The 15803-nt window shown below is 60.9% G+C and carries 17 protein-coding genes and 3 tRNA genes; 14 read left to right on the top strand and 6 right to left on the bottom strand.

Features of this window, described 5'->3' with window-relative positions; all coding sequences use genetic code 11:
• Positions 1-178: 178 nt before the first annotated feature.
• The 4 genes from JFY56_RS02530 to JFY56_RS02515 all read right to left on the bottom strand — a co-directional run bounded on the left by JFY56_RS02530 (position 179) and on the right by JFY56_RS02515 (position 4898).
• Positions 179-1570 carry a DnaB-like helicase C-terminal domain-containing protein gene (locus JFY56_RS02530; protein ID WP_236032397.1) on the bottom strand — a complete coding sequence of 464 codons (1392 nt, stop codon included), beginning with the start codon at positions 1568-1570 and terminating at the stop codon, positions 179-181.
• Positions 1570-2382, bottom strand: a complete 813-nt coding sequence (locus JFY56_RS02525) for a replication protein (protein WP_208311897.1) — start codon at positions 2380-2382, stop codon at positions 1570-1572. The genes JFY56_RS02530 and JFY56_RS02525 overlap by 1 nt, the downstream gene beginning before the upstream one ends.
• A gap of 440 nt (positions 2383-2822) precedes the next feature.
• On the bottom strand, positions 2823-2996 hold the full coding sequence (locus JFY56_RS02520; protein ID WP_408004376.1) for a helix-turn-helix transcriptional regulator: 174 nt from the start codon (positions 2994-2996) through the stop codon (positions 2823-2825).
• A gap of 690 nt (positions 2997-3686) precedes the next feature.
• Positions 3687-4898, bottom strand: coding sequence for a tyrosine-type recombinase/integrase (locus JFY56_RS02515; RefSeq protein ID WP_208311895.1), 1212 nt, complete (start codon positions 4896-4898; stop codon positions 3687-3689).
• 258 nt (positions 4899-5156) lie between these two features.
• On the opposite strand from JFY56_RS02515, the gene JFY56_RS02510 reads away from it, so the two are divergent.
• The 11 genes from JFY56_RS02510 to JFY56_RS02460 all read left to right on the top strand — a co-directional run bounded on the left by JFY56_RS02510 (position 5157) and on the right by JFY56_RS02460 (position 10844).
• Positions 5157-5357, top strand: a complete 201-nt coding sequence (locus tag JFY56_RS02510) for a hypothetical protein (RefSeq protein WP_208312533.1) — start codon at positions 5157-5159, stop codon at positions 5355-5357.
• Between the two features lie 318 nt (positions 5358-5675).
• A complete protein-coding gene (gacA, locus tag JFY56_RS02505) occupies positions 5676-6320 on the top strand; it encodes a response regulator transcription factor GacA (protein WP_208311894.1) in 645 nt (214 codons plus the stop codon).
• 1 nt (position 6321) lies between these two features.
• Positions 6322-8148, top strand: a complete 1827-nt coding sequence (gene uvrC / locus JFY56_RS02500) for an excinuclease ABC subunit UvrC (protein ID WP_208311893.1) — start codon at positions 6322-6324, stop codon at positions 8146-8148.
• Positions 8149-8181: 33 nt separating this feature from the next.
• Complete coding sequence (pgsA, locus tag JFY56_RS02495) at positions 8182-8742, top strand: CDP-diacylglycerol--glycerol-3-phosphate 3-phosphatidyltransferase (RefSeq protein WP_208311892.1); 561 nt, start codon at positions 8182-8184, stop codon at positions 8740-8742.
• Positions 8743-8807: 65 nt separating this feature from the next.
• Positions 8808-8883 (top strand) — tRNA-Gly (locus JFY56_RS02490).
• A gap of 38 nt (positions 8884-8921) precedes the next feature.
• Positions 8922-8995 (top strand) — tRNA-Cys (locus JFY56_RS02485).
• Between the two features lie 158 nt (positions 8996-9153).
• Positions 9154-9240 (top strand) — tRNA-Leu (locus tag JFY56_RS02480).
• A 525-nt stretch (positions 9241-9765) separates the two neighbouring features.
• Positions 9766-10083, top strand: coding sequence for a hypothetical protein (locus JFY56_RS02475; RefSeq protein WP_208311891.1), 318 nt, complete (start codon positions 9766-9768; stop codon positions 10081-10083).
• Entirely contained in the window at positions 10080-10364 is a 285-nt protein-coding gene (locus JFY56_RS02470) for a hypothetical protein (RefSeq protein WP_208311890.1), read from the top strand. The genes JFY56_RS02475 and JFY56_RS02470 overlap by 4 nt, the downstream gene beginning before the upstream one ends.
• A complete protein-coding gene (locus tag JFY56_RS02465) occupies positions 10361-10603 on the top strand; it encodes a hypothetical protein (protein ID WP_208311889.1) in 243 nt (80 codons plus the stop codon). Before JFY56_RS02470 ends, JFY56_RS02465 begins: the two co-directional genes overlap by 4 nt.
• Positions 10596-10844, top strand: a complete 249-nt coding sequence (locus JFY56_RS02460; protein ID WP_208311888.1) for a hypothetical protein — start codon at positions 10596-10598, stop codon at positions 10842-10844. Before JFY56_RS02465 ends, JFY56_RS02460 begins: the two co-directional genes overlap by 8 nt.
• 532 nt (positions 10845-11376) lie before the next feature.
• On the opposite strand, the gene JFY56_RS02455 is transcribed toward JFY56_RS02460, so the two are convergent.
• Together JFY56_RS02455 and JFY56_RS02450 are read right to left on the bottom strand one after the other, a co-directional pair.
• Complete coding sequence (locus JFY56_RS02455; protein ID WP_328824785.1) at positions 11377-11649, bottom strand: type II toxin-antitoxin system RelE/ParE family toxin; 273 nt, start codon at positions 11647-11649, stop codon at positions 11377-11379.
• Positions 11650-11716: 67 nt separating this feature from the next.
• Positions 11717-12229: a hypothetical protein gene (locus JFY56_RS02450; protein WP_208311887.1), complete on the bottom strand. Its 513-nt coding sequence runs from the start codon at positions 12227-12229 to the stop codon at positions 11717-11719.
• 243 nt (positions 12230-12472) lie between these two features.
• Between JFY56_RS02450 and JFY56_RS02445 the strand changes: the two genes are divergently transcribed.
• The 3 genes from JFY56_RS02445 to JFY56_RS02435 are packed head-to-tail and all read left to right on the top strand — an operon-like array spanning position 12473 to position 15737.
• Complete coding sequence (locus JFY56_RS02445) at positions 12473-13762, top strand: NAD(P)/FAD-dependent oxidoreductase (protein WP_208311886.1); 1290 nt, start codon at positions 12473-12475, stop codon at positions 13760-13762.
• A gap of 38 nt (positions 13763-13800) precedes the next feature.
• Positions 13801-14358: a helix-turn-helix domain-containing protein gene (locus tag JFY56_RS02440; RefSeq protein WP_208311885.1), complete on the top strand. Its 558-nt coding sequence runs from the start codon at positions 13801-13803 to the stop codon at positions 14356-14358.
• A gap of 26 nt (positions 14359-14384) precedes the next feature.
• Positions 14385-15737, top strand: coding sequence for a glutamine synthetase family protein (locus JFY56_RS02435; RefSeq protein WP_208311884.1), 1353 nt, complete (start codon positions 14385-14387; stop codon positions 15735-15737).
• Positions 15738-15803 lie beyond the last annotated feature (66 nt).

Raw genomic sequence — 15803 nt, 5'->3', positions numbered from 1 at the left:
CTCCTGCAGGTCTAATACGTTCTACTTTAGAGCCCGCGGCCAGGCTACGCGAGATGAGTGCGAATGTCGTAGTACGCATCCTCATGCGACAGGCGCATGCGGCTGTCGATCACCACCATAGTCTCGCCCTCGCGCCTGCTGAGGCGTTGCATCACGCCGGTGCTACCGACAACTATTATCACCAGTCTCCGCCACGCTGCTCCTTGGCCCCGCGAAAGTACGAGCGGCTAGATGGCCGCTGTACTTTCTGCTGCTCCTCCGGGGCCTGCGCACAGCTGACGAAGCGAGCGAATTCCCCTTGGAGCTGCAGCCAGCATTTCCCCGGCTTCGCGTGACGGCACTTCACCACATTGAGTTCAGTTATGCCGTTCTGACCTTGGGGACTGTTCATGTCTCGGTGCGCCATGATGATCACGTCAGCGTCCTGCTCAATCTCGCCGGAGTCGCGTAGGTCGGACATCTTCGGCTTGGCGTCCACCCGGATTTCGATACTACGGTTGAGCTGGGCCAGAGCCACGATTGGGATGCCCAGTTCCTTGGCCAGTGCCTTGAGCCCACGGCTGATGGCGCCGAGCTCCTGGTTGCGATTCTGGTGCCGGCTGTTCGGCTCCGGCGCGATCAGGCTCAAGTAGTCGACGATGATCACGCTCAGCGGCCGCGCCCGATGCTCGAAGCGCGCGATGGAAGCTATGCGGCTGAACGTCAGGGAGCCCTTGTCGCAGATGCGCACGTCGGCATCCGCTACCTTGGCAGCCGCGGCATTCATCCTGGCGCAAGCGTCGTCATCCTCCAGGGCCTTGCCGGAGTCAATCAGCGCCTGGGATACATCCGACAGCGAAGCCAGCCAACGCTTGGCCAGCTCGGCTTGGGGCATCTCCAGCGAGAACAGCAGAGCAGAGCCGTCCGCGCGAACGGCAATCTCATCGGCCAAGCCTACGCCGAGCATAGACTTACCGGTGCTGGGGCGGGCGGCAATGATGACAAGGTTGCCAGGACGAAGGCCGCACACCAAGTCATCGAGGTCGGGCAGGTTGAACTTCAGCCCTACCGATTGCGTGCCATTCCTGCGGTTCTCCATCTCGTCGAAGACAGGCAGCATCGCTTCGCGCAGGGTTACCACGTCCGGGCTCTCATCCTGAGCGCTGAGGTCAAACGCGATCCTCTGGGCCTGGGCGATTTGCTCGGAGATGTGGCCGCGCTCCTGGGCAAGCTCCATCAGACACTCGCCGGCGGCGTACAGGCTGCGGGCCCTGGCGCGCTCCACGACGATCTGAGCGTAGTGCTTGCCGTTCGCCGCGCTGGGGACGTTCCGCATGATCTCCGAGGCGTAGACGATGGTCAGCTCGCCACTCGGGAGTTCCCGGCGGATCTCCGACAGAGTGATGCTGTCCGGGCGCTGTTTCTTCGAGTGGCAGGCAAGGATCTGGGCGTACAGGGCGGCATGGTCGGGTTCACTAAAGTCGGTCGGGGCCAGGAAGGCGCCGATCTCTTCGCAGAGTTCAGGTTGGTGCATCAAGGCACCAAGAACGCCATGCTCAGCTTCCATCGCTACGAGAGGGCGATAAGTCATCACGCCCCCTCCAGGACTTTCAAGACCTTATCTTCGCGGGTTACGAACTCTAGGTCAGCACGCCAACCGCGGTCGTTGTAGCCGATCCAGTGAGGGTTCTGCAGACAGTCGTAGAAATACCCCTCCCAGCACTCCAGGCTGCGGAACGGGAAGTCGCCGTCGAGCTCCAGGTTCCAGCACTTGCGAATGTTGCGCTTGCGCTTCTCGTTGAGTTTTAGGCACTGCGGCAGGTGCTTTCCGCACACCCGGTTGTACAGATCGACGATCTTCTGGAACGGAATGCGCTCGGAGTGGGTCTGCGGGGGCCGATCAGGGGGGGCGTTGGTTGCGTGAGCTTCAGCGACCTGTTCGGCCGAAGTCGGTGGGGCAGCGGCGACAAGTTCCGAAGGAACTAGATTTTCTTTACTTTCTTTATAGTGTGGTACCAACGCCACATTGGACGTGGTGGAAACGCCACGCTGTGGCACTGCTTTCGGCTTGTGTGGGTGGGTGTTTTTCTGGTCAATCGACCACTCGGAAACCGGAGCGAAACCAATCGGACTGCGGCTGCCTCTGGTGCGGTAGATCACACGCTGGCGGATCAACTCGCAGATGGCGCGGGAAACGTCTTCGCGGTGGATGCTGGTCATATCCGCGATCACGGAAGCGGCAATACGCGCCACATCCACCTGGTATCCAGCGGTCAGACGGTGAATGGCCAGGGCAACGCGGAGCTCCCTACCCGACAGATCAGCCCCGATCAGGGCTTCATACAGGTTGTTGTCCATGCGGGTGAATCCTTGAGGCTTATTCACATGCACAACGCTGCTCATACTGAGGCCTCCATCGTATTTTTCTTGTGCTAACCTGCAACCGGGACGCACACAGACAATGCTCTGTAGTGCTCACGCAGGGCCTTGTTCATTTCCTTCCGAATGCCAACGCTGATCCCCACCAGCTCTTCAGCCGCCACTGCCATTGCGGCGTAGTCTTCGGGGAGCAGTCGTTTGCGTGACATCAAGTCCTCGGTAGGCCCTGCTCAGGCCTTGCTATGGAATGGCCTTATCTTTCCCGTTTAACCCACTTCCTCATCCGCGACGGTGGAGTTTCGGGCAATGAAATCCCGCCGTCGCTGATGCGTCGTTCTTCGTTTTCATCGGAAATCTCGTTGCCAGAGTGCCTGGGGAGGGGGTGAGGCGGGGCGGCGCCAGGATTCCACTACTATCTGGCGCTCACCAGGGCGAGGGGCTCGCAATCGGCCCCGTCCGTTGCCCTATGCAACCTCACCCAGTTGTTTGCTAACCCACGCATTGATCTCCAGCGAGTCCCAGCCAGTGGCGCCAGTGCCGGCAATACGCCTACCTCTCGGGAAGCGCCCCGCTTTCATGAGGTCGTAAATCGTGGTGCGGCTCAGGCCGGTCGCGGCCCTCACGGCCGGGAGGCGCATAATGTGGCGAGATTGCTGAATAGGCAGGGCCATAGTCGGTTTCTCCAGGTCGACAGCGGATTGCTGTCTCAAGACGATGGCCCATGGAATTGTCACAACCGGTTGTGTGACAGCAAATTCAGGATCGCTTTCGGGTCAAGCCGTGACGGCGCAGAGCGCGCCGAGCAGTGGCTTCACTCACTTCGAAGAATTCCATCAAATCGGACACTGTGCCTTTCTTGTTCTTACTGATTGCATAGCCTCGCTTTTTCGCTTCCTCAGCAATCCGTTCATCCCGGCGTTCATCCGTGGGCAGGAGACCCTTAGTGACTCGTGTCCTGCGACCCAACTCGGCTTGCCGCTCAGAAATCACTATGCCACCGAAGTGATCTAACACTTCCGCTGCCTGACAACGGCTGACGCCTGCCAATGGCTCGTTCAAGATTCGAGCGATTTGCTCTTGCACACCCTGCAACCTTCGCTTGGCTGCTTGGTGCGCCTCGCTCGTAAAATCCCTTGCGGGATTATGCCGCTCCTCCCAAGAGCCAAGGCCTAAGCTAAATGTCGACTTAACTTCAGCCGCAGCCGCCCGGAGCTCCTCCTCCAAGTACGGAAGAAGGCCGGGTAGACGAATAAGCTCCCTCCGGAGTGAACGGGTCATTTCCTTCTGCCTTCTTTTCGCCATCAATGCGTACTCCTCTAAAGGTCGCTTTAGATAACGTTCACTGGCGGTGGTGTAGTGATGTAGCACGACCAATCGTTCATGAGTGCTCGGCGCTTTTCAAAAATGTCCCCACGCCAGTAGGCGGCTTCGGCTCCGTCCGCAATCTTGTGGGCCAGCGCCATCTCGCAGACTTCGCGCGGGTAGTGCGTGCGCTCGGCTGCCCAGTCGCGGAAGGTGGAACGGAATCCGTGCACGGTCAGATCCTCACGTCCTATCCGACGTAGTCCCATCAGCATAGCCATGTTGGACAAATGCTTACCTTGGCGGATGCTTGGGAATAGGTAGGGGCTGCCCGCAATACGCGGAAGACTGTTTAGGACATTGACGGCAGCCTCAGACAACGGCACACGGTGGTCTTTGCCGGCCTTCATGCGGGCGGCGGGAATCGTCCAGGTGCGCGTTTGGTCGTCAATCTCATCCCAGGTAGCCCCCAGCACTTCGGATGTGCGGCATGCGGTCAAGATGGTCAACCGCATGGCCTTGTAGGTCAGATCGTCATGCTTGACTAATTCGATCATGAAGGCTGGCAGGTACTGCCAGGGCAGGGCAGCGTGATGGGTGCGGACTTGTATCTTCGATTGTTTTGGCAGCAGTTTGTCCAGATGCCCGCGCCAACGTGCCGGGTTTTCCCCCGCGCGCAGTCCGCGTGCCTTGGCAGCATCCAGGACCAGTTCGATCCGGTTTCGCAGTCGGCTTGCCGTTTCCGTCTTTTCCGTCCAGATCGGCTGCAGAATTTCTAGAACGTGTGCAGTCGTGATTTCATCGGTCGACAGGTGGCCGATGATCGGCTCGGCGTAGGTGGCGAGGGTGTTCTCCCACTGTTGGGCGTGCTTGGCACTCTTCCAGCCAGCACGGTGCGCGGCGATGTAATCGGCGGCAACTTTCTTGAAAGACTCGGACTTGGCGGCGGCGGCCTGCTGGCTGACGCGCAAGCGCTCCCGCTCGGCATCTCGGGCGGCCATCGGATCGATACCGGCACTCAGCAGCTTGCGCTGGTCGACAGCGGCCATGCGAGCGGCTTTCAAGCTCACATCAGGGAAGCCGCCCAGCCCCATCTCCCGGCGCTTGCCGTTGAGCTGGAAGCGTAGCACCCATGATTTGCGCCCCGTCACCTTCACGACAAGGCGCAGGCCGTCGCCGTCTTCATAGGTTCCAGGTTCTGCCAGATTCTCGACTTGCTTTGGGTTCAACTTGCCCATGCACTGCTCCACCTTGCCAATCTATTCCCCCATTTGTTCCCCCACTGTCTTGCGAAAATCGGCAAACAAATATGAACGATTACGAACAGATAATAGGTCGTAAGGCCCGTAGGATCTAGGGTTTGTGGATTTTTTAGAAAGGGTGCGGACTATTGGATGGCGGACTGCGCTTCCGCCATCCTTTATAGCGCAAAGCCCCGCCAGTCGGGGCTTTCGTGTTTCTGGGGTCTGGTAGTTCCCGCACTCGCGAGTCACGAAATGATCGACGAAGACGATATTCACGAGCCCGAGCACGATCATCTGCTCGACAATGACGACGATCTGGACGAGTTCTTCGACGATGAAGACGCGGACCCGCTCGATCAACCCGAAGGGGAGTGCGAGTTCTGCGGCGATCTGACGGATCGCAGCGACCGCCGCGGCAACTTCGTCTGCGAAGATTGCGCCGATCCGGACTGATATCCGTTCACTCGTGTCCAGGGCATCGGCGAAGTCCTGAATGCTCCGATAGTGAGACAGACGTCCGGACATGGGCTTCTTCTCCCATCGAGCAGTACAGAAATGCTCCGGCAGATGCTTTCGGAGCATTTGTCGGCGGATTCATGCGGAAAGGGTATTCCCCAGTTGTGGTGCGGGCGTGTATTTATTGGCGTGAATTTTTTGGCGCCCGTCGGCTAAGCTAGGTCATGCCAATCCTTTCTGATAAGGTTCGCGGGTTTCCGAAGCTCTTCGCGAGCGACCAGTCTCCCCCCTTTTACCTGTGCGATGAGGTGCTGAGTGATCAAGGTGCTTGTGGTCGATGATCACGATCTGGTGCGCACTGGTATTGCCCGCATGCTTGCCGATATCGACGGCTTGCAGGTCGTAGGGCAAGCCGACTCAGGCGAAAGCGCCCTGAAACTCGCTCGCGAATTGCGTCCCGACGTGGTCCTGATGGACCTCAAGATGCCCGGCATCGGCGGCCTGGAAGCGACCCGCAAGTTGTTGCGCAGCCAGCCCGACGTGCGCGTCGTGGTGGTCACCGTCTGCGAGGAGGACCCGTTCCCGACCCGCCTGATGCAGGCCGGTGCGGCGGGCTACCTGACCAAGGGCGCGGGGCTGACGGAAATGGTCCAGGCGATTCGCCAGGTGTTCGCCGGCCAGCGCTACATCAGCCCGCAGATTGCGCAGAGCCTCGCGCTGAAATCCTTCGAGCCGGAACGCAACGGCACACCGTTCGATAGCCTGTCCGAGCGCGAAATCCAGATCGCCCTGATGATCGCCAACTGCCACAAGGTGCAGAGCATTTCGGACAAGCTCTGCCTGTCGCCGAAGACCGTGAACACCTACCGTTACCGGATATTCGAGAAGCTCTCGATCACCAGCGACGTCGAGCTGGCGCTGCTGGCCGTGCGTCACGGCATGGTCGACGCAGCACACTGAAATGAGCGCGGGGTTCGACTCGTCTGCCTTCCTGGCCACCTGCAGCGGGCGGCCGGGTGTCTACCGCATGTTCGATGCGGACACCAGGCTGCTCTACGTGGGCAAGGCGAAGAACCTCAAGAAGCGCCTCGCCAGCTACTTCCGCAAGACCGGCCTGGCGCCGAAGACCGCCGCCCTGGTGGCGAGGATCGCCCAGGTCGAGACCACCATCACCGCCAACGAAACCGAGGCGCTGCTGCTCGAACAGACGCTGATCAAGGAGTGGCGGCCGCCGTACAACATCCTCCTGCGCGACGACAAGTCGTATCCCTACGTGTTCCTCTCCAGCGAGGACGAGTACCCGCGACTGACCATCCATCGCGGCGCGAAGAAGCAGAAGGGGCGCTACTTCGGGCCCTATCCCAGCGCAGGTGCAATTCGCGAGAGCCTCAACCTGCTGCAGAAGGCGTTCTTCGTCCGGCAGTGCGAGGACAGCTACTTCCGCAACCGCACCCGGCCGTGCCTGCAATACCAGATCAAGCGCTGCAAGGGGCCGTGCGTGGGCTTCGTGAGTCCCGAGGAATATGCCGAGGATGTGCGCCATTCGACGATGTTCCTCGAAGGGCGCAGCAATGCGCTGGCCGAGGAATTGACCGCCGGCATGGAGCAGGCCGCCATGCGCTTGGACTTCGAGAAGGCCGCCGTGCTGCGCGACCAGATATCCATCCTGCGCCGCGTGCAGGATCAGCAGAGCATGGAGGGCGGCAGCGGCGACGTGGATGTGATCGCCGCCGTGGTCAACCCGGGCGGAGCCTGCGTGCACCTGATCAGCGTGCGCGGCGGACGAGTGCTGGGCAGCAAGAACTTCTTCCCGCAGGTCGCCATCGAGGAGGAAGTGGGTGAAGTCATGCTGGCGTTCCTCGGCCAGTACTACCTCAGCCACCACGAGCGCGAGTTGCCCAACGAACTGATCGTCAATGCCGTGCATGAAGATTTCCCGGTGCTGGTGTCGGCAATCGCCGAATCGCGCGGCCGCGAACTGGAGATCAGCCACCGCGTGCGCGGCACTCGGGCGCGCTGGCAGCAACTGGCGGTGACCAACGCCGAGCAGGCGCTGGCTGCGCGTCTGGCGAATCGTCAGCACGTCGCGGCACGCTTCGAGGCGCTGGCCGAGGCGCTCGACCTGGCCGAACCGCCGCAGCGCCTGGAATGTTTCGATATCAGCCACTCCAGCGGCGAAGCGACCGTGGCCTCCTGCGTGGTGTTCGGACCGGAAGGGGCGCTGAAATCCGACTACCGCCGCTTCAATATCGAAGGTGTAACCGCTGGCGACGACTATGCTGCCATGCACCAGGCACTGACCCGGCGCTTCAGCCGCCTGAAGGAAGGCGAGGGCAAGATGCCGGACATCCTTCTGGTCGACGGTGGCAAGGGGCAGCTGGCGATGGCTCAGGACGTGCTTCAGGAACTCGCGGTGGCCGGACTGATCCTGCTTGGCGTGGCCAAGGGGGCGACCCGCAAACCGGGCCTGGAAACCCTCTACCTGAACGATGCCGAGAATGAATTCACCCTGCCCGCGGATTCGCCGGCCCTGCACCTGATCCAGCAGATCCGCGACGAGGCGCACCGCTTTGCCATTACCGGCCACCGCGCCCGGCGCGGCAAGGCGCGGCGCACGTCGACGCTGGAAGAGGTGTCCGGCGTCGGGCCGAAGCGCCGTCGTGATCTGCTAAAGCATTTCGGCGGCTTGCAGGAGTTGTCGCGTGCCAGCATCGACGAAATCGCCAAGGCACCAGGCATCAGCAAAAAGCTGGCCGAGCAGATTTATGCCGCTCTGCACAGCGAGTAGAATTGCCCGTTCAACTTGTAGACCAGACACCCGATGAATATTCCGAACCTGCTCACTCTGCTTCGCGTTCTGCTCATTCCCATCTTCATCCTGCTGTTCTATCTACCGTTCACCGGAAGTTATCTGGCAGCCAGCGCCGTATTCGCCCTGGCCTGCGCTACCGACTGGCTCGACGGCTACCTGGCGCGCAAGCTGGGACAGAGCACGCCGTTCGGCGCGTTCCTCGACCCGGTGGCGGACAAGCTGATGGTGGCGGTGGCCCTGGTCCTGCTGGTGGAGGCGCACAGCAACCTCTGGCTGACGCTGCCGGCGATCATCATCATCGGCCGCGAGATCGTGGTATCCGCCCTGCGCGAATGGATGGCCGAGCTGGGCGCGCGTGCCCACGTCGCGGTTTCCAACCTGGGCAAATGGAAGACGGCCGCGCAGATGGTCGCCCTGGTGATCCTTCTGGCGAATCCGCCGGTGTTCAACTTCTGGGTCGTGCTCGGTTATGTGCTGCTGATCATCGCCGCGACGCTCACCCTGTGGTCCATGCTGCATTACCTGCTGGCTGCCTGGCCGCACCTGAGCACCACCCCAAAAGAGAAATAAGTTTTTTTGAATCAAAGAGTTGACAGGGCTCCAGCAATCGATAAAATGGCGCCCGTCAACACGACGCGGGAATAGCTCAGTTGGTAGAGCACGACCTTGCCAAGGTCGGGGTCGCGAGTTCGAGTCTCGTTTCCCGCTCCAAATCAAGACGGGTCGTAATACGGCCCGTTCGTTTTAAAGGCTGAGTAGCAGAGTGGTTATGCACCGGATTGCAAATCCGTGAACGCCGGTTCGATTCCGACCTCAGCCTCCAATAAAAGCCCTGTAGATCGATGATCTACAGGGCTTTTTCTTTGGGTAATCGCAACTTGCCAGCAAGCTTGCAGACAGGGTAGGGCGTGTATATATTCCTGCCCTTGCCACGCCGCCACAAGGCACGCGAGGCTCCGCACCACGCTGTATAGCGCTACCGCCCGAATGGCGAAATCGGTAGACGCAGGAGACTTAAAATCTCTCGCCCGCAAGGGCATGCCGGTTCGAGTCCGGCTTCGGGCACCATTTGAAATCAATGACCTGGAGTGCCTGGCGGCTGCTCCAAGTCATAAGTTTTGTTCCGCAATTCCAGTCTTGTTCCGCAATTCACTTGGCTGTCGTCAGCAACTTGCCTTTTCTCTCCCTGATGTGCTGCTCCGTACTCACGACTGCAGGATGACCAAACTGGTCGCGAACCTGCAGTATGTCCCCGCTCAATTCAGCCTTGTCCGCTCTTGCCTCGGCCCGCAAATCGCGGAACTGGAAGGCTGACTTCGGAATGCCGTTCGCCTCCCAGGCATCATCGAAATGCTTTCGAGTTTTGCGTGCACTTCCTCTATCTCAGCATTCCTCTTTGGTTGGCATCGGGGTGCGGTAATTCAGACCGCTGTATAGGAAGCGATGCCAGGATCGCGCGTCGAATACTTATCCCCAATTCATCTCGCACTCGTGCAGCATTTCACCTAGCTACCTTGCGCCCCGACTTGCTCGCTACAACGCTCACATGCGGCGCATCCGCGCCCTCGAAACTGTGAATGTTGGAGGTATGAAATGAATGCTCGTGTTGAACTGAAAGTAGGTATGACCACCACCAGCACCTGCGCTTTTCTTATGTTGCCAGGCGGGGAGCACTTGCTTACGACAGAAGGCGAATGCGAGGTAAAGGCCTCACTTGAGGTCGCCTCTAGCCTTTCCGAAGGCGTACGGCTTTTTGCGCGGCGCCTGGCGGACGCTGTCAATGAGGGTGAGCTCGTGTATATGGACGAATTGGTTGCGCTGTCGTTTTGTGCCGAGGCCGCTGCAGCCATTACCGCTTCCGTTTCACGCTCGATCCCTGAGTCGGTTGAGGTACAAGGGGGACGGCAATGAGCGCACTTTCCCGTGAATCGCTATTTGAGGACCTCTCTTGCGATCAGCAGTATGCACTGGCAGTTCGTGCCGGCTTGCCGATTTACGATTTGCTTGAGCTAGGCTCCTGCCGCCTCGCTGAGGTATTGGAACTACTCAGGGAGCAGGCCGGACACGATATGGGAATTTCTCAAAACACCCTGTACATCGTGCGGAATCAGATCGAGATGGCAAAGGCGATGATTGATGCTTGCTCTTCTGGCCTCGTGTCGAAACGAGGCGCTGAGGAGGTACAGCCATGAGTCGGGAGGAAAATTCAAAGGCCAAGGCGTTGGCAGGCGAACTTGAAATGAAGCTCGACACTGCTGTCGTTCTGGCCGAGATCACCCTCGACAACGCTGCGATGGATAGTAGTCAGGATGGGCCATATCTCGACAACCGCCGTGCCGGTTCTCTGATGCAGGCGCAGATATATCTTTCGCAATCCATCTTCGATGACTTCTGCAAACTCATGGACTTGCTGGAGGTGCCGCATGAGTAAGGCTGAAATGCAGAAGATTGCCGAGGATGGCGTTTTCCAGGTTGCATGTGCCATGGAGCAATTGAATTGGCTGCGCAGCACTCTCCATGTCCTGCGGGACCGGCTGAAGCAGGAAGGGTTGTTGGAGCATTATGCGATGCTGGTCAGTCTGGCGATCTACAACATCGACGATTGGCACAACTGCCTTGATTGCAATCGCGAGGAGTTGACGAGCCGCATCACCAAGGCATCCGAGGAATAACCCATGACTAGCCCTCTCCCCGTCATTTAACGGGGAGAGGGCTGCTTGCTCGGGCTAGAGTTGAATTCGTTTCCCGTGAGGAACTCCCGGTAGTCTTCGGTAAATTGGACCGGCTGCCGATTGCTGATGGTGGAGCATCTCGGCATGAGTGTCCGGGCCTTGTAAACTAAACATTTCAGACGGAAGCAGTCCGCGGTCCAAATTTGGATCATCCCGCCGAAGGTTTCCGGTTTGAAACCGATAAACGCCTAGAGGCCCCTTGGTCTTTTTGAGCATCGATCTTGCCGGCCGCCCATTTCCGCTCGAGCTCATCTTTGGCGCGCATCCTGTGATTCACGCACTCGACCAAAGAAAACCCGGCACAAGGCCGGGTCATCAGAATCCATTCAGATCATCTTTCTGCGGGCCCGTCACTCAGCGCAGCCAGGACGTGTACAGGGTCGTTATGGATGGTGCTCGCCGCGTACGATCTCGTCCATCTGCGTAACGCTTTCCAGTAGTTCGTCGAAGAGATGCTTGCCCATGGTTACCTCTATTTCTCGACAACCTGGCGCATCACTTTTTTCTGGTCGCTGGTCAGGTCTTCCTGCTCACCCTTTGGATAGGCCAGCAGGAATGCAATTTGTGGGGCAGATACGAAGTGGTAATAGATGATCCGGGCGCCGCCTCGCTTCCCGTGTCCTGTTGCCGCGAGCCTGATCTTTCGTAGCCCACCTGAGCTTTGGATCAGGTATCCAGCCTCGGGGTTGGCAATGGAACTCCCTATAAGCCTCTCATCGATCGGGTAGTGAATCCATCTGCGCACTAGACGATGTCTGCCGAGTGTGCCTGGAGCAGAAACGAAAAGCCCCGCTCGGTGGCGGGGCTTGGTGTTATTGGCTCATGATCTGCTGGTAGCGACGCTGGTATTCCTCGTAGCTCAAGCTTTCACGGCTGAGTTGCTCAAGCTGCTGTTGCTGTGCCCTGTAGGAAGTAGATGGCGCCTGGACGGCCTGGCTGTATGGCTGGCGATAACCTTGCGACGCGACACCACCACAGCCTGGCTGCTCATGGTCGATGACCAGGTTGCCCTCGACGTTCACGGCGACATATCCGACGAGGACGGAGAAGACCTCCTGATAGATCACCACATCGGAAAGGCCGACGGCGCACTTATCCTTTTCGACCGCTCGATCTATCGCTTCTTTGAGGTTCGGCTGGCCGAGGGGGAAGAGGATGACGGGGACGCTGTTACTGCCTACGACGCGACGTCCGGTTTCAAGGCCGGACGAGTGCATGTTGAAATTCTTGCTGCTGGCGACTGTCAGGTCAGCAACACGGGTGGAGCAGCCGCTGATGGATGCTGCGGCAATGAGTGCGAGCACAGTGAGGGGAATGGCGCGCATTAGCGACCTCCTTGTCTGAAAAGTCGCATCATTCTGCCATCACTGATCGAGAGTGGCATAGGAATTCAGGTACCAGCACGCAACCCAAAATCCTGAACGCATCCGCACAACTGGCTCACGTTGCCGCCTCCAGCCATTCGCCAATCCTCCCTGTTCTGAATTTCAAACACGGATCTTGGCTTTGTGAATTTTTATGTTTATATTTTCATGAAATTCACAAAATAAAATTTCACGAGGCCTCCCATGTTCAAGCAGTCCGCCCAGCATGTCGGTACCTACTACGCCCACACCTGGCCCGGCGCCATTCCCCTGCGTCCGATCCAGGCGGGCAGCGAGGAGACCGATGTGCTGATCATCGGCGCCGGCTTCAGCGGCCTGCACACCGGCCTGCGCCTGGCCGAGGCGGGCAAGCGTGTGACCCTGCTGGAAGCCAGCCGCGTGGCCTGGGCTGCCTCCGGGCGCAATGGCGGGCAGGCGCTGCTGGGCTGGTCCTGCGACATGCCGCCGCTGGAAAGGGCGCTGGGACTGGAACGCACCCGCCGCCTGTGGGACAGCATGCGCTGGGCCGCCGACGAGATGCGCGAGCTGCCGGGCCGCCATGGTTTCGACGTGGACTACCGCGTCGGCAGCCTGTGGACCGCCGTGATGGAACGCCGCGTGAAACTGCTGGAAGAGGCGCAGCACGATGCCGTCCAGAAGTGGGGCTACGACAGGATGCGCCTGATCGGCCGCGACGAGTTGCCGGAGTGGATCGACAGCCCGCGTTACCAGGCTGCGCTCTATGACCCGGAAGCCGCCCATCTCAATCCGCTGAAGCTGGCCCAGGGGCTGGCGGCTGCCATCGAGGCCCGTGGTGGGCGCATCTACGAGCAGAGCCAGGTGCTGGAATACCGCGAGATGCCGAACGGCTACGTGGCCCGTACCGCCCGGGGCGAAGTGCGCGGCAGCGTCCTGGTGATGGCCTGCAACGCCTATGTCGACCGCCTGGACCGCGGGCTTTCCAGCCGTCTGCTGCCGGTGGGCTCGTACCAGGTCGCCACCGCGCCGCTGGAGCCGGAACTGGCGCGCTCGCTGCTGCCGAAGAACAGCTGCGTGATCGACAACCAGTTCGTGCCTGACTACTTCCGCCTGACCCCCGACCACCGCCTGTTGTTCGGCGGCGGCTGCACCTACCTGGGCGGTCTGCCCAAGGACGTGCCGGCGGCCACCCGGCCTTACCTGGAGCGGGTCTTCCCGCAGCTCAGGGGCGTGGAGATCGAGTTCGGCTGGGGCGGCCATATCGACGTCAGCATGAAGCGCACCCCGGACATCGGCCGCGAAGGCTCGCGCTACTGGCTGCAGGGCTTCTCCGGGCACGGGATTCTGCCGACCCTGGCCGGAGCCAAGGCGGTGAGCGACGCCATTCTCGGCAACGACGACCTGCTCGATCTCTACCAGGCCATCGGCAATCCGCGCTTCCCCGGCGGCTCGCTGCTGGCTGCGCCGCTGGAAGCGGCCGGCAAGGCCTACTACCGGTTGCGCGACGTGATCTGAGGCCACGTCTTTCGAACCCGGCAGCCGGAGGAGCGCCCATGAACCAGCAAGACGAAATCGAAGGCCTCGCGATCCTCATCCGCGACCTGCGCAAGCACAAGAACGTGACCCTGGGCGACCTGGCCGGGCGCATCGACCGCTCGGTGGGTTTCCTCTCCCAGGTGGAACGGGGCCTTTCGCGCCCCACCGTGGCCGATCTCACCGCCATCAGCGAGGCGCTGGGCGTGCCCACCACCTACTTCTACAGCCTGAGCAAGCCCCGGGATGTTGCCTGGGTGACCCGCCCCGACGAGCGCCGCACCCTCTATTACGCCGGCGGCGTCACCGACGTGCTGGCCTCGCCGACCATGTCCGGCGGCTTTTCCATGCTGGAAAGCCACCTCGCGCCCGGCGCCACCAGTGGCGAAGGCCATCTTGACGACAGCTCGGAGCAGGGCGGCTTCGTCCTCGAAGGCGAGCTGACCGTCTGGTATGGCGACGACGCCGAGCCGGTCACCCTCGCGGCCAACGACAGCTTCCAGCTGCCGCCCCACGCACAGTTCCGCTACGCCAATCTTTCCGACAAACCGACGCGAGTCTTGTGGGTTTTCACCTGAGAACCACGATTCGCAGGACAAGAACGATGACAACGACCAGCCATACTCCCGACCTGCTCAGCGAAGTGCGCGCCTTCCGCGCCCAGTACCCGGAAATCTGCTATGTCGACCTGATCTGCCTCGACATCCCCGGGCACTTCTACGGCAAGCGCTATCCCATCGACATGCTGGAAAAAGTGGCCGCCGGCAGCCCGCTGAAAGTGCCGCAGAACTGCGTGCTGCTGGGCACCCAGGGCGGGCTCTATCCCATCGGCGACTACTGCTTCGCCGACGGCGATCCGGATGCGCCGCGCCGCCTGGTGCCGGGCACCCTCAAGCCAGTGCGCTGGGAACGCGAGCCGCTGGGCCAGATGCTCATCACCTCCGACGGCACCGAGGCGCCCATCGAGTTCGAACCCCGCGAAGTGCTGGCCCGCGTGCTGCAGCGCCTGGAGAAGCGCGGTATCCGTCCGGTGGTGGCCTTCGAGCTGGAGTTCTACCTGTTCGACCGCAAGCTGCAGGCCGGGCTGCCGCAGTTCCCCCGCGACCCGCTGTGCGATGACGAGGACGACCAGCCGAACATGCATATCGAGCGCCTCTCGCGCTTCTCCCCGGTGCTTCACGAAATGGTCGATGCGGCGGTGGAGCAGGGCGTGGCCGCCAACGTCATTACCGCCGAACTCGGCCCGGGCCAGTTCGAGATCAACTTCGGCCACTGCGACGACGGCCTCAGGGCCGCCGACTGGGCCGCACTGTTCTGCCGCAGCACCCGCGGCGTGGCGCTGAAGCACGGCCACCGCGCCAGCTTCATGAGCAAGCCCTACCTGCAGGCGCCGGGCAGCGGCATGCACGTGCACGTCAGCCTCTATGACAGGGACGGCAACAACCTGCTGGCGGCCAACGACCAGCGTCCGCTGCGCCACGCCGTGGCCGGCTGCCTGGACCTGCTGCCGCACTGCATGCCGATCTTCGCCGCCAACCACAACGCCTTCCGCCGCTACGGCGCCATGGTCAACGCCGCCACCCGCGCCAGCTGGGGCTTCGAAGACCGCGACGCGTGCATCCGCATTCCCGAGTCCGACGGCCGCAACCTGCGCATCGAACACCGCCTGGCCGGCGCCGACGCCAACCCGTACCTGGTGCTGGCGGCCATCCTCACCGGCATGGAGCACGGCCTCGACGCCGCCCGCGAACCCATCGCCCCGCTCAACGAGGATCGCTCCAGCGGCATCGACTTCCCCCGGGACATGCTCACCGCCGTCGCCGCCATGGCCAGCCACCCGGCGGTGAACGAGGGCCTGGGCAGCGAATTCGTGATGGTCTACTGCGAGAACAAGCGGCAGGAGTACCTGGACTTCATGAACGAGGTGAGCGCGCGGGAGTATCGCTGGTATCTCTGACTGGCAGAGGCAGCGCAGGAAGAGGGTGGATAGCGTTTTTCGCGGCTAATGTAAAAAGACGCATCT

The organism is Pseudomonas schmalbachii, from assembly GCF_017589465.1.
Taxonomy (GTDB): domain Bacteria; phylum Pseudomonadota; class Gammaproteobacteria; order Pseudomonadales; family Pseudomonadaceae; genus Pseudomonas; species Pseudomonas schmalbachii.
The sequence above is the reverse complement of the archived record's forward strand: the minus strand, read 5'-3'. Positions and strand labels throughout refer to the sequence as shown.